Genomic DNA, 15,162 nt, shown 5'->3' on the forward strand with positions numbered 1-15,162 from the left:
CTTTTAAATCAATACCTTAGTGGAAAGACTAACTAAATTCCTCTTATTCACCGATACTACAAAGAGAGTATTATAAGGATAATAGAAATGAGAGAATTATTAGTAATTTTATTTTGCCTGACAAGTATAAGTACGCTGGCAAATCCTAATGAAGAGCTACTGGCCCAAAAAGGTGTGAGCTGTTTAAAAGATCAATACTCAATTTTTGATGGAAATAATCTTCAAAACATTAGTGACAAAGTAAATTGTAGAGAGAAAGTATCAATAACAAAAGACAATAAAATTTCTAATCTAGATTGTCCCGACAACACAATCTTTGAAGCCTTTCTTACTACCAATAATCCATCTTCAAGAAAGATGAATACTTGCCTTAGAAGTAATCGTAATAATTCCCCTGAGCTATTTGAAAATGTAAACTGCGATTGCGTAGAGGAATCTCTAAAGAATGACTACAAAGACGATTTCAATAAGAAGACTAAAGAATTTAAAGATGATCTAAGAGCAAGAATGCAAAAGAATATAGGTGAAAGAATAAAGAAGAAAGTTGACTACATAAGAAATAGTGAAATTCTTCTCTCTGGAAACAGTGCGAGAAGCTGCTTCGACGGAGGAATGTTCAAGCACCGATTTCAAAGGCTCACCGAGCTCTACAATTGTGGAGGAAACTCAAAGAAGGCAATTGAGAGAATCCAAGGAATATTTGGAGAAAGCTTCAATGTATCAGCAAATCCAAATAGTCTAGATGAATCAATTTCAAATTTAATTAAAGGGATTCAAGACTCGACTTCAAGTGGAAGTGGAATAGCCTCAAACACTAATTCATGTTTTCAAGATTCAAAAGAGATGCAGCGAAAATATCTAGCGATGAAATATGATGATAGAATGGTGAATTTAAAAGCATCATTTGGAGATTTCATTAAAAATAGAAATCTTCACTCTCCAACACTTCACCAAGACTTTAATAAATATATTAAAGAAAAGAATATTGACCTACACCCTATTATTAGATCTTTGGCCAAGAATAATCTATCAAGCTTTCTTGCAGAAATTGATAACGATAGATCAGGAAAAGAGCTTACTCTTAATCAGCTTATGAATGGCCCTAGAAAGAATGAATGGCTAAGAAACTTAGCTCTTGCTAACCGTAATACATGTATAACTATTGCTGATGAATTAGCACAAACCGTTTGCTCTGAAGCAGATATTGCTTATGATGACCCTAGTTTCGTCGAAACATTCTTAGATAATAACCAAGACTTCAAAAATAAGAACCTTCTAAATCTTAAAAATCTCTACTGTGAGAAGAAAGACCTCCATTCTATTGATGCGGAAGGAAGACTCCTTGTTTATAAGAGCAAAATTAACACTAATCGTGCAATCCCTCTTGATCAAGACAAGAGAAGAGACTGGGATGGTATAGCCAGGAATCTTTTTTCAGGAAAGCCAGAAGAGGCCCTTAGACATTTATCAAGTGCTGTTGAAAGAGGTATCGATTTTTACGAAAGTGATACTCACAAACAAAATACAGAAAGAATTAGACGACTAGATAGCATAAAAGGCTTTATGATGGCGTCCAGTCATAATCTAATGCATGAACGTGGCCAACAAGGACAAGCAAGAAGGCAGAGCTTTATAACTTTCTTTAAAGGTCTTGAGGCCAGTAAGAAAGCTTTAATGGATAAACAAGTAAATGATATAAGACTTATGGGTAAAGATGTTTATAACATAATGAAACCTAATCAATCAGAGACTCAATTTACTGACAGATTTGTACAAAATTTCAAAGATAGAAGATATACAAGAAACCTTACAGATAGTCTCGAAGGGTTTCATTTAGAAGAAAATAAAGAACTTAAAGAGAATAGTTGCCAAGCCAACTTCTCAAATATTTATTGTTCTATTAAAAAGAACTTTGAAAAAAGCGTTGACCTAAATTGTATTGATAAAGTTAGCTCTATGGGAGTCGTTGACATACTTAATCAAAAAAGTCCAAAAAATACATTTCATAATTTATGTTCTGCTCAAACACTAATGACTGCAGACACAGTGACAACCCTAAGACTTAGTATGCAAGAGAAAATTAAGTCAAACCCAGATATTTGTCAGGAAATGGCAAAGAGTGATTATACAACTGCTTATAATCAAGCGTCATCCGATGCAAGTATGGCAAGGACCTATTATGAAGCATATACGGGAGGATCTCTATCATCTCCATTTCAAGGAATTGACGATAGCGAGAATTTCATCCAAATAGATTCACAAGGAGAAGACTTTATAGCTTCTGGAGATGATCAAAGAAAATTAAATATTGTAGAAGATTCAAGTGATAAATCAATGACTACTCCAATGCAACCAAATAGCGGTAATTTATTTTCAGACTTTAACTTCTTTAAAGATTCTAAATTGAATAATCTCTCTAAAGAAGAAGAGCTTGCAAAGATGAACGACAAAGAGTTTCAAAAAGAACTTAAAGGAAAATCTAATCAAGAGCTACTCGACTACATTAAGCAATTAGAGAGCATGATTAAAGAAAGAGAAGATAAGGCGAATACAATAAGTAAGGATAATGAAAAATCCAGTATTCTTTCTCCTGAACTTGAAAAACTTAAAAAAGAGCTTGCTGAACTAAAAGAAAAATCTGAACTTGTCCAAAGAGAAATAGCAAAGGTGGACACTCCTAGCGATCAAGTCCCTGCTACGAATAATAGAACGACACAGAGACCTTCATTTTCAAACTTTAAGTCTTCTCCTTCGAGTAAAAGTGAACTCAGCAAAGACTCAAGTGAGGACCAAGCGGAATCAAGAATTGAAAATGAATCCTACTCTGCCCAATCAAACTCAGTGCCAAATAACTCTAGGATAGATAGTTCTCCAAGTGGCGTGAGTCTAACTTTAAACGAACAATTTGATGAAATTCTTAGTAAACCGAACTCTAATGGTCAAGTCGAGATTGTTTTCAATAACGAAACCTTCACTCTAGAAGTGAAGGAAGATATTAATGGTGAATTAGTCTGTAAGTTTGCAGATGAAGAGCTAAATAATAAAAAAGCAGAAGAGTTAGATGAAATCTGCAAGAAGTACGTAGAGTCCCTTGCACGACTAAAGAACTCAAAGAAGATCGCTTCAGAAAAGAAAAATAAAGAAGAAAAAAAGAAGCAAGCTTCAAAGCCAAAAGTCGCTAAGAAAAAGAAGATCTTTAAAGTTGAAGATTTAAATAAAGTCTTAAATAATTAAAGCTCCCAATAACTCTCTTCCAAGGATTGCTCTTTCGTTGGTAATCCTTGATAGAGCCGGGGAGAATTCTGTTTTAACACCTCATAACTCACCCTATTGGCATACTTACAAACTTGGTGAATTGAAGAGTAAGTCAAAAACTCCGATTCATGCTTCGGAGAATTTGGGATAAGTTCTCTATGATAACAATTAGCTGAAACATCATGAAGTACTGCTGCAAGAGCAGCATCTCCTGCTCCATTAGTATTCTTAATTTCTCCAGGACCACCAAGATATGGATTAATATGTGTATAAATCTTGATTGGATTATTACACTTAGATTTCTTCATCGCTCTAGAGTATTCATACTTATTATATTCTGAAATAGATTTTGTATGAATCATATCTTTTGTCTCTCGCGCCGCACTCTCATCGACATATCCACAAATGTAGAGACCTCTCTTTCCAACAGTGAGAAGAGTCATATCCACATAATCAAGCGACTTCTCACCTGCAAGTAAGGGATCACTTTCCCCAAACAAGGCAAAGGCCTCTTGTTCATTCATTGCAAGAATAGAGACATATTCCTTTATTATATCTAAGAAGAATTCTCTCTTTTCGTCTACAAGACTAGAAGTTCCAAGAGAAATAATCACTGGGACATTTGATTGCTTCGCAATTTTTAAAGCTTTCATTGTTGATTCATACAGAGGAGAAGTTTCATCTCTTAGTAGATAAGTGGAGATTAGCAATGAACTTGCTCCGCTTACAATGTGCTCAGGAATAAATTCACTATCTAGCTCATTCATAATTCCTTTTCCAATTGCAAAGCTTCTCTCTCTATCAGGAGTAAGAAAGCACATGGCCCTTGCCATATTTCCTTCCTTAGGTTGTAAGTGAGAAAAATCTACTTTTGAACTTGTTGTACAAATATATTTAAAAGCATAATCACCAACATGAATATTCTTACAAATTGTCCCTAGAGCAACGGACTTATCATCAGAGAGGATGGAATAGTTATGAAGAGTATTTCCAATTGCACCACCGGCGTACTCTCCAATAATTCGATCTTCTTTTAAAAGAGATTGATATATATTTTCTACGACTTCGTTTGCAAGAACACAGGACTCACCTTTTATGATCCCATATTGCTCTAGAAAAGACTCCTCCACCTCAACTTCAATATCTACTAATAATTGATCTATTCCTACGAGATAGATATTTTCCTTTCTCGAAAAATCAGTATCAAATGGAAGTCTTCCAGTCTCAGCGACAGGAAAATAGTGCTTTGTTTTTCTCTTACCTGGAAATCTCATAGGAGCCTCATATATTACGTATTTTTAGTAATTTATACCTAAAACACGCAGCCCTCAAGACCATATAGTCATATTTTCATGAAGCAATTGTTTCCTCTCACAAATGTTTGAAATCAGGTAACTTTCAGAATATAATTTTAGTAATGAAAATAAAACTAACTCTCCTGGCACTTCTATACTTTTTAAGCTCTCAAATACTAGCGGCGCAAATTGCTATTGTCAGTGTTCCAAAAGCAGTTATCTTCTCTGATCAAACCCTTTCTACTCCTATTGGCTACGTCTCTTATGGAAAGAAAATTAAAGTTGGAGAAGTTGAAAAGAAAGATGGGACCATTCTCCCTGTTATTGTCGCAGGTAGAGTTGCTTACGTTCAAATAAAGGACCTAGCTCTTCAAAATGGACCTGACCAACTTGGAATAAGCACCCCTAAAATTACTGAACATGATGTAGAACTCACCTTTCAAACTGATCAAGATAAATTGTCAGAGAATAACTTCTTCAGTGCCTCCATAGGACAAGCTGGAGCAGGAGCAGGCTGGGAAGAATACTCTGGTGAATTTGGAGAAGAAAGCAGCACCTTCAGTGTGATCTCCTTACAGATGGAACATAGAAACCCTTTAAAAGATACTTCATGGGGTTTTGGATTAACCTATTTTTCAGCATCCGCAGATGATCTCGAAGCTAAATCTCTGGCCATTGAGGCCAATCTCTACTACTCATTATTTAACTTTAGATATATGTCCATCTCCGCTTTTGGCGGGCTTCTATTCTCAGGAGACTTTCAAGTCATTCAAGGTGGAGGCGAGCAAAAAACTAATGGTGTTCTCTACGGTTATAGCATTGGTGGCGTTGCAAGAATCCTTCCCTATTCAAAGCTTGGAGCATTCGGCGGAATTTCTCTTAGAAAAATAAAAGTTACTGAACTTGAAGAAATTGAAACCCCGGGAGGACTTGAAGTTGGAATAGATGGGCTTTCGGGAGTTAATATTTTTGCAGGAATATCTTATAAATTCTAATCTTTAAAGAGAATATCCTTATCTTCTTCAGTAGCTCCAGATTCCTTTGCTTTTCTTAAATAGTATTCAACTTTTTGATCTTCACTTTCAAACTCTCCTTCTATATCAGAGGACTTTGAATTTTTTATTTTCTCGTCTTGTTTCTTCTCTTCTTCTATGGCCAATCTCTTAAGTCTCTCAGCTGGACTCTCTTTTAGATTGTCTTTTAAAATCGAAAAATTAGTTCCAAACCGCTTAAAAGAATACTTATATAAAGGAGCAAGATAGTCGTAAGAATTATTACCTCTTTCTAGAAATTGAATCATTTCTTTTAGAAATTCCTTCTTATCAGTCACATGGCTCCAACCCGCATATAAGTAGATCATTCCCTCTTGAGAGATTCTCTTATAGTAGTCTAATGCCTTATAGCGTGCGTAAATATCAATGGCAGAGGCTTCATCACTTGTCTTATATTCTAAGGCATTCATAATACGCTTTCTAATAGAGTCTGAAATGAGATGCTCAAATCTAGATCTAAGTAGAAGCTTATGGATAAAGCCATCTCTATAGACATAAATCAGCTCATTTCTAAACAGGCTTTCAAGGCCAAGCTCTAACTTATCCTTGTCTGCTAATTCAACAATCCCAAAACTCTTATTTGTGTAATAGGAAAGACTGACAGCATCTTTAGGAAGAAACTCTGATCTAAGTTGAAGAATATAGAGATTATAAACTAGCTCTTGATAAGATATTCTCCACAAACTTTCCCAGTAACTAGAGTCAAGAAAGTCTCCTTTAGGAAGGTTTAAGTCTTTTGTAAAAAGATCTTTCCAAAGAGCTTTATCTTCAACATTTAAGAGGTAGTTCTTAAAGAAGGGAAGCTCAAAAATTTTATGATGTTCTACGCGTCGATCAAATTTAAAAGATTCTAAAACTTTAAAGCTAGAGACTTCTTGACCACTCCTTGTTTTAAACATGGCCCCTAGAATCGGTCTATCTTTTCTATTTTCAACGAGAGGGAGCATCACAAACATTGGGTGCCTGACAGGCAGTGGTATTTCAAATTCAGAAAAATGAAAAACTTCCCATAAGCCCTTCGCTTCTGATGAAATCGATTTCATCCTATCAATATTATAATATCCACCTTTATGTAGAATATTTGAAGTCTTCTCTATTTGATAAAATCTAGAGCTAATACCCGAATGTAGGGCCAGGTTATAGAAGTGATATGGTGCAAGCGCACTAAGAACTACTCCACTAACAGTAGCTATTAAAATAAGAAAGAAGAGAATTATTGCCTTCATAAACGACTTTTCGGCAACTTATGACCAAACTGAAGAAAAATGCTAAAATTTCTTGTATAATATTCGATAAGATAAGTGAGGTTATTTTTATCTTAGGAAATTTATATGAAAAAGAGTTCGCTAATACTACTTATATCTCTATTAATTGCTTCTTGTGATGCTCCAAGAGATAGGAGAACTGCCTACTCCTCCAACTCCTACAACCAATCAAATGGATTCATACAGAACCCTACTTCCACAGGAACAACCACCACAGGTGGATCAGATAGTAGTAGTGACGATAGTTCAGAAGAAACCACTGAGTCGACAATACCTGCTGAGATCCAACACTGTACTTGGTCTTCTGATGGCGTCAGCGGATTTGCTGAGTCACACACTCACTTAGGTGAGTATACAGTTTGCCAAAGTACAAATAAGAAAGATGTTTGGATTCAAGTAAAGACTCCTATTACAGATTCTCAAGTTTGTATTATACCTACCCACAATAGTGGAAGTTCTTCTGTTTATATTGGAGAACCTAGATGTCTTATGATTTCTGATTCAAAGAAAATTTATAAGGTAACTCTTTATACAAATAGGTCTGGATATACGAATTTTTCAATTACTGGGGCAATGGTAATGAAAGACAAGGCCTACTTCTACCCTTCACCTTTCTATCAATACGTACTCTCACCTGATGCGTATATCTACTGCTCACAGTTTCTTGATCAGTATAAAGACTCATCTTACTGTAATGCATTTAAGAGTGTTGGACAGTACGTTTACAAAGTATTTTAATTCTTAAGAGCACCTGAAACTTTCTCTCCATGATGGTAGCTCTTATAGAGTTCTCCATCTACAGTTGGAAAGTTTAGGATAGGAATTATTAATTCTTGAATATCTTCTGACGCAGAATCAATTCTCATACAAAGAACAAAGTAGTAGAAAGAAACCCCTTCCTTATCAAATGCCTTTATATAAGTGTAAATAGTATCTCCTGACTTGTCTTCACGTTTAAAGATTTCATCGGGGGAATCCATAGTTGATTCTACGTATTCATCATAGAGTTCGTAATTTTCGACAGGAATATCGGCCGGCGAATGAAGAGAGACATGATTAGCTAAAATTTCAGATTTCTTCTGTTCAATAGACTCAACATCATCACTAGTAATATCGATTCCTTCAACATTTTCATTTTCGCTAAAGTGTTCCGAAAGATCTACTTCAGTGCCAATGCGAAATTCTTCCATAAGGAATTTACTCTCTGTTATAGTTGAAAGTAGAACATAACCTGGATAAGTATCAAAGATAGTACAGAGAATTATGACATAGAAGGGTCTTTCATCTTTTATAGAAACTTTTTTTATAAATGAATAAACTTCTTCTTTGATACCATTTTCATGAGTCCAGATTTCATCGGGAGAAGTCATAGACTTTTCCATTATTGTTACATCTGATAGAAACTCTAAACACTCTTCTGTTTCTACCGCATACTTCTTTCTAAGCTTCTTCTCGACACCTTCAAAGAATGAAGTAATAGGTGCGAAGTATTTCTCAATACACTTCTCACTACAAAAAGATCTTGAAGAACCTCCCTCTACAAAGAGTAGGTCCTCTAAATTATCTACTGATTTCTTGCACTCATTGCAAAAATAGAAATCTTTTTTAAAGCTCATATATTCCTTAGATAGAGAGTTTTAATCCAGCAAATAGCGAATTCCCGTAGGCCCCTGGAATATTCCATAGTCTTGCACTAACAAGCGAGTCAGTGTTGTGAGCACGTCTTGTTCTAAAAACTCCACCCATCTCTAGCCCTACGCTTGGAGAGAGGCCAAGGATCACTGAAGGTTTAACATATGAGAACTTAGTCTCTTCTTCAATTCTATTTGCTCTATCTGTATTTTCATCTTTAGCAATTGAAACCATTCCACCTTCAAGAGTGAAGCTAATATCATTTGAAACCATCCAACCGAGAGATGTTTTTAATATTCCAATATTACCTATAGAAGACTCTGCTTCGGCCGTTGGAGTTCCTGTTAAATGATATTCGTATCCAAGTGCGAGAGCAAAGTTGTAAAATCTCTTTGAAGTTTCAATACCTACAACCTTATCCGTTCTAGTACTTGCAACACCGCCACTTCCTTTAAAATATCCTCCACCGTAAATATCTACCGTGGCCATTTCCTGTGCTTTACCAAAGCGTAACCAATTAAACCCTAGTATAAACTTAAATCTTCCCTTTTCATTTTCTAAAGACTCATCGACTCCTGCACTATTTCGTAATTCAGAAGTTGCTGCCCAATAAGCAAAGTCCATATAAAGGTTGTACTGAGTTTGAAAGTGTCCCGCTAAACTTAGTTTTTGAAAACTTCCAGAAGCCTCAGTCGCAGCAAGAGATTGATGTTCGTATAAGGCCTGTAATTCAAAGTCTCCACCAAAAATAGATGAGCCACTTCCAGTCGACTTAGTTGGCGCACTTCTTTGAATAATAGGAGCTGCCGCTCTTGATGGAGCCGCCTTACGCGTAGTTGTTCCCGAAGAAGACTCTGTATCAGAGTAATCCACAAGCGCATATGAATTTAAAGTCATTGTAAGTGATAGTAGAGCTACTAAATACTTGATCATTTCCATCTTCCTTGAGCTATATATAATGAGCACTTCTTGAGCTCATTTTAATTTCACTACTATTTTACACACAAACACTAGGGCCTTTCAACTATATGTGTGAAAACTGAGTAAATAAGACATTTTAAAAATTATTTTTCCCCTAAACTACTGATATCTGATGTTTTAAGTCTTGTAGAAAAACTTACCCGCTAAATGTGGAGGCAGTATTTCTATAAGATTTAGAGGTGATTGTTAAACAGGAGAAAAGCTTGAACAATTTAACCCAAAGAAAGTCCCCATCAATGAACTCTTTAATTGAAATGGCAACTCATGGACACTACCCAATTATTGAGAACTCATGGATTACAACCCACAAAGATCAAGCTAAGAAACTTACTGAAGCAGAAAAGAAGAAAGCTCAAAAAATTCTAAAAAGAGTTTCAGAGCATAGATCTCTTGAGCGACAGAAAACTGTAATTTTTTCGATGAATGATAACGAGAGAAACCTATTCATCTCAGCATTTTTAACTTTAGTAGAAGGAAGAATATTAGATGAAAACCCTACTCTTCATTAAGATACTATTTATATCTCTTCTTATTCCAGCAACTGCAAATGCTGAGTATAGAGTGTTTCAATACTATGTAAAATCGAAATTAAGAATGCCAACTGATCAAAGTGGCTACTTGGTAACTTCCACGTTAGACCCAGTTAGCTATTTGAGTTATCATGGAGGAAGCACTTCTTTAAAAGTTGACCTCTTAAGGTCATGGATGTGCGTAGGACATACTGGTAATCAAAAAGACCTATGTCCTGGGCCTGAAGAAAACTCTGGAGTTTTAGCACAGAAATGAAGTTAGATAGTGAATTACAATTTTCTAAAAGCCAACTAGAGAAGCTCAATGATTCTCAAAGAAAACTTGTATCTTCACGCCAAAGAGAAATTGAAAAAATTGATCATATGTATGAGGAAAAGAAAGCGGACGAGCGCTATAATGGCGAGGCGGAGCTTTTAGATATAAGAGATAGAAATCAAACCGAAATTGCAGAGCAACTTGTCCAAAAACAGGAAAGACTTAGCAATATCAAAACAAGCTTTGATGATTCTAAAAAGAAACTTGATCAAGAAAAAGAAATACTCTCAGCAAGCCATCAAGAAAAAATAGAAGACCTTAACTCTGTTTATGACAATAAATATAGAACAACTTTCGATGATGCTTCTATTCTTGCAGAGGAAATTGATTCAAAAACGCATGACACTCTAAGAAATCTTGAAAATGAAGCTGATGAAAGAATTCTTCACTCTACCTTTACCAGTAAGTTAAGGTCTGATGAAAAGAATATTGAAAATGCTAGAAAACTAGCGGACCAAGAAAAAGTTCACCAAGTTCAGCAAAAAACTGCCACTAAGAGTTATGAGAGAAAGACTGCCGAATCAATGATGGAGCATGAGAAAATGCTCCAAGAGCAGAACTTCAAACAATTATCGCAGCGTAAAGATCTAGAAGTCATTCATAATAGCGAAATAAAATCTAAAGATGAACAACACAAAGACTTATTGATTCAAGAAGATAAGAGTTTCAAACAAAAGTATGCTGCTATTACTAAAGAGCATCAAAGTGTCTTAGATAGAATTAAGGAAAAGTTTGGACAACAGTTAAATACATTAATAAACGGACAAATGAAGTCAAAAGCAAATATCGAAAATAAGAACGATGACGAGTTCTACAAAATAACTTCACTTGAGCCTCAGGTGGCAAACTTAGAGAAGTCTTATCAAATATCTCTGCACGTTCCAGAGTACGAAAAAGAGAACGTTCGCCTAACTGCTCAGGGAAGAGATTTATCACTTTCCCTAACTAGAAAATTTAGCGATTCAGTTGTTTCAGAAGATGGTTCAAAGAATCAATCAAATAGAAGCGAAGTCTTCACTAAGAAGATCTCTACAGAAGATCTTCTCAATTCAAGAGAAATCACTCAAAGCTATAACGAAGGTGTTCTTACTTTCAATATCGCCAAGCTCTAATCGTCAGAACCCGCATCGTAATCAGTAATGTAGAAATTTACTTTTTCAACTTTTAAAATGGCCTTAAGTTCTTTACTTAAATATTTCATTCTAGATGGATGAATAGAAATAAAGGCATTGAGAATTCTCTCATCAGTTTCTACGTTTACAACTTCTTCACTTAATTGATTAATGTCATTTACTTCATGAAGAATCATCTGCTTCACTTGTTGCTTAACACGACCGTGAGAGAGAATTTCTACATGATAAGGCTTATTGTCTTTTTCGAGCATAATTAAATTATAAAAAGGATTTAAAAGTTTAAGAATAATTAAAATTGTCAGCGTAAAGAGAATTGCCACAAAAGGGTAGCCTGAGCCAATAGTTAGACCAATAGCAGCAACAACCCAAATCGTTGCAGCAGTAGTAAGACCAATAACGTGTCCTCTACTTTGAATAATGGCCCCTGCACCTAGAAAACCAATCCCACTAACAATCTGAGCGGGAATTCTTGAAATATCCATTCCCCCGCCAGCGCTCTCCGTCACCAAGATCAACGAAATAGCAGTATATAAGCAGGCTCCAAGACAAATAAGAATATTTGTTTTTATACCTGCCGACTTCATCTTACGCTCACGGTCAAGACCTACAAGCCCACCTAGTAAAAGCGCCGTTAAGATTTGTATTCCCATTCCGAGATAGAAATTAACGGGTCCAATTAGTTCAATATATATGTCGTTTGGCATTTGCATCTTTAAACCTTTCTTTTAGAATGTAGCAAGAGATTATTATTACTGAGAAGATCTATTATGAAAAGACCAAACCTTGTACATTTTTTAGCTATCAAAACTGATGATTATATTTCAGTGAAGGCATCTTGCACGATGAAAGAATGGCATGGGCCTGCAGTAGTAGACCTCTCGGCCATTACCCCCAAGTTTCCCATACAAGACTTTCGTCTCTTAAGATCATCTCAATTTAGTATCCGTCTTATTGGACTTGATGAAAATAAAGAACAAGTTTTTAAAAAGACTTATGACTCTGATCACTTTGGAAACTTCAACTTTAAAATCCCTCTCTACGGCGAGAGAAAGAATATAAAAGTCTTTCAGGCCTATGAAATAAAGAAGACTAAGGGCCTTCATATTCATCTTGGAAGTTTTATTCCAATAGTTATAGAAGGTACAAAGAAGCTCATTATATGTGACTTCGATAAGACACTAGTGGATACTAAGTACTCAAGTACCAAAGAAGTCTACAACTCCCTCACGAAACCTCTTTCAGCATTTCCAACAGTCTCACATAGTCTAGAGCTTTTTACAAAGTACATAGACGAGGGCTTTCACCCATTTATTCTATCGGCGTCTCCACACTTCTATGAAGATTCAATGAGAGATTGGCTCTATCAGAATAAGGTTTTCACTGCCGGAATTTTTCTAAAAGATTACCGCCGAATTTTTTCTCTTTTAGAAGGTGAGCTCACCCCAAAGGATTTAAAGATCCAAGGACTTTATAAATTAAATCACTTACTTGATATTTTAATGATGACAGGAATTCCCGACGAGCTCGTTCTCATGGGTGATAATTTTGAGTCAGACCCAATAATTTATTTAACTCTATTTAAAGTATTACAAAAAGAAATTGAACCTTGGAAATTGTGGCAGTCTCTAAAAAAAGATCCGGCCTTTCAATTCAACAAAAAGCAAAACTCTCAAGTATTAAGTAAGTTCTATCAATTAGGCTCTATGATTTCTGCCCGTGAAGAAAATTGCAAAGTGAAAATTTATATTAGAAAGAAGGCCAATGAAAAAGAAATTTCCATTAACCCTGTTTTAAAATTAGATAGAGATGCTATTGAGCTCTACGATGGAATTCCTACACCAGTTAAGCTAACAGAAACCCCGGTGCTGTAAAGACAATGTAGCCAATACTGAAATAGAGACCAGTTCTATGAAAGCCTTTCCCATTTCCCATCTTTGCAGTGATTGGAAGATTTTCAAATTTGAAGCCAACAACCTCTAAGTACAATCTAAAAACTGCTAGTGCTAGAAAAACAATTTGTACCGATTGATTGCTTGGATCGTTAAAAACAGTTAAAATATCCATTTAATCCTCCTTAGGTCACTGATGGAACCAATTAAGCTTGTTAAACTTATCGGAAGTGCTGAAGAAAGCTTTTACCAGCTAGGTCTTAAAGACCGCGATGGGCATACTTTTCTTTTAAAGCATATGCAAACTGTACTCTCCCTAGGTATCCCTAAAGTTGACAAGATTCTTCAAGAAATTGCGGCAAACTTCTTTGATCATCAACAAGAGAAGAATTCAGAGTATAAATTATGGTTAGAGAACTATTCGCAGGGACTTGGAATTTCCCCAAAAGAGCTGGTCTTCACTCTCCTGCTTCCTGAATTAAGCTCGTGCCTAAGCAAGTGGCTCCCTTCTCTTAGTGGAAATCTACTCGGCTGCTCCACCTTTTTCTTCTGGGATGATAAAGAAGATAGTCCCACTCATGGAAGAATTTTAGATTTTCCTCTCGTGAGTAGTTTTGATAAGTATGAGAGAACTATTCTCTATGACTTTCCAGACCTTCCAAAGGTTTACTCGTTTTCGAGTACTGGCTTTCCATTTCCAAGCATTAGCTCTATGAATGAGTACGGAGTGACACTTGCTCTGCACCAGAAGTTTACCGATATTCTAAATATTAGTGGCCGCTCTGTTTTTGATATTGGAAATGAATTAATTTTTAATACAAAGAATCTTGAGGACGCGATCAAAATATTAAAGAAGGCTGAAGGTATTACCACTTGGTGCTTTAATATGACTTTTCCTGATGGACGTTGGCTTAGTGCTGATCTCATGGGTGACAAACTTGAATATAAGACAGGAGAGATTTCAAAGGGTGAGATCACTTACTTCAATAATGATATTTTAAGTGAGTCTTTAGAAACTTCCGACTATCACCCTTACGCAATTGCTCCTCATAATGAAATGAGAGCGTGCTCAGGAAGAGAGAAAATTAAAAACCTTCTAAAGAAGAAGGAACTAAAAGACTTAGATGTCCTTATTTCCATGGCCACTCCACTAAAAGAGGCCACGCTCACAGATGATCGCTGGAACTTAGACACTCTCACTCCTTCTTCAGTACAAATTCTCACTTTAAATCCAAGTAAGGGGAAGGCCCTATCTATTGCAGGGGAAGCCCCTAAAATTTTTGTAGGAAATTACGAAGAACATTTAGATATTTGGAACAATCCTTCGATTCAGCTTAAGACAAAGAAGCTAAAGAATTTACCTGTAAATTTTAAAACTGGTTTAAGAGACTATATGATGGCCCAAGTGGCCTTTGATCATAAGGACTTCACTCTTGCCTATCATCATATCCAGATGGCCCACGATGCCCTAGAGGGAACCAAGTGGGAAGTGATAAGTGAATTCTACTTCCTCGTTTTTCAATTCATGAAAGAAAAACATAAGAAAGTACGCGCAACCCTACTAGATAGATTTCAAGTTATTCTCCCTGGGCTTCCGCCTGTTCTGCAAGATCATGCTTGGCTCTATATTTCTAGACTGGAGAGAATTCTCCATAAGACGACGAGAGTGAGCGAAAGTAATATTAAACATCCGGCCCTAAAGAAAGTTCTATCCCTAGAAAGTAAGATACCTAATCTACTCCTTCATAGAAGTATCACTCTCCTAATGGCCCCTAGGTTAGATTTAGTAGATGTTATTTATCCTCTTTCCTAAA

14 protein-coding genes are annotated in these 15,162 nt (G+C 35.9%); 8 read left to right on the plus strand and 6 right to left on the minus strand.

The window, feature by feature from the left end:
- Window positions 1-87 precede the first annotated feature (87 nt).
- The gene (locus tag CES88_RS04010) at window positions 88-3,234 is read left to right on the plus strand and encodes a hypothetical protein (protein WP_290731283.1); all 3,147 of its coding nucleotides are present in this window, start codon (window positions 88-90) and stop codon (window positions 3,232-3,234) included.
- Here the strand turns inward: CES88_RS04010 and CES88_RS04015 are convergent.
- Complete coding sequence (locus CES88_RS04015; protein WP_290731286.1) at window positions 3,231-4,529, minus strand: inosine/guanosine kinase; 1,299 nt, start codon at window positions 4,527-4,529, stop codon at window positions 3,231-3,233. The two genes, CES88_RS04010 and CES88_RS04015, sit on opposite strands and share 4 nt — an antisense overlap.
- 143 nt (window positions 4,530-4,672) lie before the next feature.
- On the opposite strand from CES88_RS04015, the gene CES88_RS04020 reads away from it, so the two are divergent.
- Window positions 4,673-5,545 carry a hypothetical protein gene (locus CES88_RS04020; protein ID WP_290731288.1) on the plus strand — a complete coding sequence of 291 codons (873 nt, stop codon included), beginning with the start codon at window positions 4,673-4,675 and terminating at the stop codon, window positions 5,543-5,545.
- On the opposite strand, the gene CES88_RS04025 is transcribed toward CES88_RS04020, so the two are convergent.
- The gene (locus CES88_RS04025) at window positions 5,542-6,828 is read right to left on the minus strand and encodes a hypothetical protein (RefSeq protein WP_290731290.1); all 1,287 of its coding nucleotides are present in this window, start codon (window positions 6,826-6,828) and stop codon (window positions 5,542-5,544) included. The genes CES88_RS04020 and CES88_RS04025 overlap by 4 nt on opposite strands.
- A 105-nt stretch (window positions 6,829-6,933) precedes the next feature.
- Between CES88_RS04025 and CES88_RS04030 the strand changes: the two genes are divergently transcribed.
- Complete coding sequence (locus CES88_RS04030; RefSeq protein ID WP_290731293.1) at window positions 6,934-7,605, plus strand: hypothetical protein; 672 nt, start codon at window positions 6,934-6,936, stop codon at window positions 7,603-7,605.
- On the opposite strand, the gene CES88_RS04035 is transcribed toward CES88_RS04030, so the two are convergent.
- Window positions 7,602-8,483, minus strand: a complete 882-nt coding sequence (locus CES88_RS04035; RefSeq protein WP_290731296.1) for a hypothetical protein — start codon at window positions 8,481-8,483, stop codon at window positions 7,602-7,604. The genes CES88_RS04030 and CES88_RS04035 overlap by 4 nt on opposite strands.
- A gap of 7 nt (window positions 8,484-8,490) precedes the next feature.
- Window positions 8,491-9,432 (minus strand): hypothetical protein, encoded by a 942-nt coding sequence (locus CES88_RS04040; protein ID WP_290731297.1) that lies wholly within the window; start codon window positions 9,430-9,432, stop codon window positions 8,491-8,493.
- 251 nt (window positions 9,433-9,683) lie between these two features.
- Here CES88_RS04040 and CES88_RS04045 point away from each other — a divergent pair, with 251 nt between their 5' ends.
- From CES88_RS04045 to CES88_RS04055, 3 genes are read left to right on the plus strand one after another with little or no spacing between them, the layout of a single operon-like run.
- Window positions 9,684-9,989: a hypothetical protein gene (locus CES88_RS04045; RefSeq protein WP_290731300.1), complete on the plus strand. Its 306-nt coding sequence runs from the start codon at window positions 9,684-9,686 to the stop codon at window positions 9,987-9,989.
- Entirely contained in the window at window positions 9,967-10,266 is a 300-nt protein-coding gene (locus CES88_RS04050) for a hypothetical protein (protein WP_290731302.1), read from the plus strand. The genes CES88_RS04045 and CES88_RS04050 overlap by 23 nt, the downstream gene beginning before the upstream one ends.
- Complete coding sequence (locus tag CES88_RS04055; protein ID WP_290731304.1) at window positions 10,263-11,438, plus strand: Hsp20/alpha crystallin family protein; 1,176 nt, start codon at window positions 10,263-10,265, stop codon at window positions 11,436-11,438. The genes CES88_RS04050 and CES88_RS04055 overlap by 4 nt, the downstream gene beginning before the upstream one ends.
- Here CES88_RS04055 and CES88_RS04060 read toward each other — a convergent pair.
- The gene (locus CES88_RS04060; protein WP_290731306.1) at window positions 11,435-12,163 is read right to left on the minus strand and encodes an MgtC/SapB family protein; all 729 of its coding nucleotides are present in this window, start codon (window positions 12,161-12,163) and stop codon (window positions 11,435-11,437) included. The genes CES88_RS04055 and CES88_RS04060 overlap by 4 nt on opposite strands.
- 63 nt (window positions 12,164-12,226) lie before the next feature.
- On the opposite strand from CES88_RS04060, the gene CES88_RS04065 reads away from it, so the two are divergent.
- On the plus strand, window positions 12,227-13,330 hold the full coding sequence (locus CES88_RS04065) for a phosphatase domain-containing protein (protein ID WP_290731308.1): 1,104 nt from the start codon (window positions 12,227-12,229) through the stop codon (window positions 13,328-13,330).
- Here the strand turns inward: CES88_RS04065 and CES88_RS04070 are convergent.
- Window positions 13,302-13,523, minus strand: a complete 222-nt coding sequence (locus tag CES88_RS04070) for a hypothetical protein (protein WP_290731311.1) — start codon at window positions 13,521-13,523, stop codon at window positions 13,302-13,304. The genes CES88_RS04065 and CES88_RS04070 overlap by 29 nt on opposite strands.
- Before the next feature lie 21 nt (window positions 13,524-13,544).
- Between CES88_RS04070 and CES88_RS04075 the strand changes: the two genes are divergently transcribed.
- Window positions 13,545-15,161, plus strand: coding sequence for a hypothetical protein (locus CES88_RS04075; protein WP_290731314.1), 1,617 nt, complete (start codon window positions 13,545-13,547; stop codon window positions 15,159-15,161).
- The last annotated feature ends 1 nt before the right edge of the window (window position 15,162 follow it).

This window comes from Halobacteriovorax sp. JY17, from assembly GCF_002753895.1.
Classification (GTDB): Bacteria; Bdellovibrionota; Bacteriovoracia; order Bacteriovoracales; family Bacteriovoracaceae; genus Halobacteriovorax.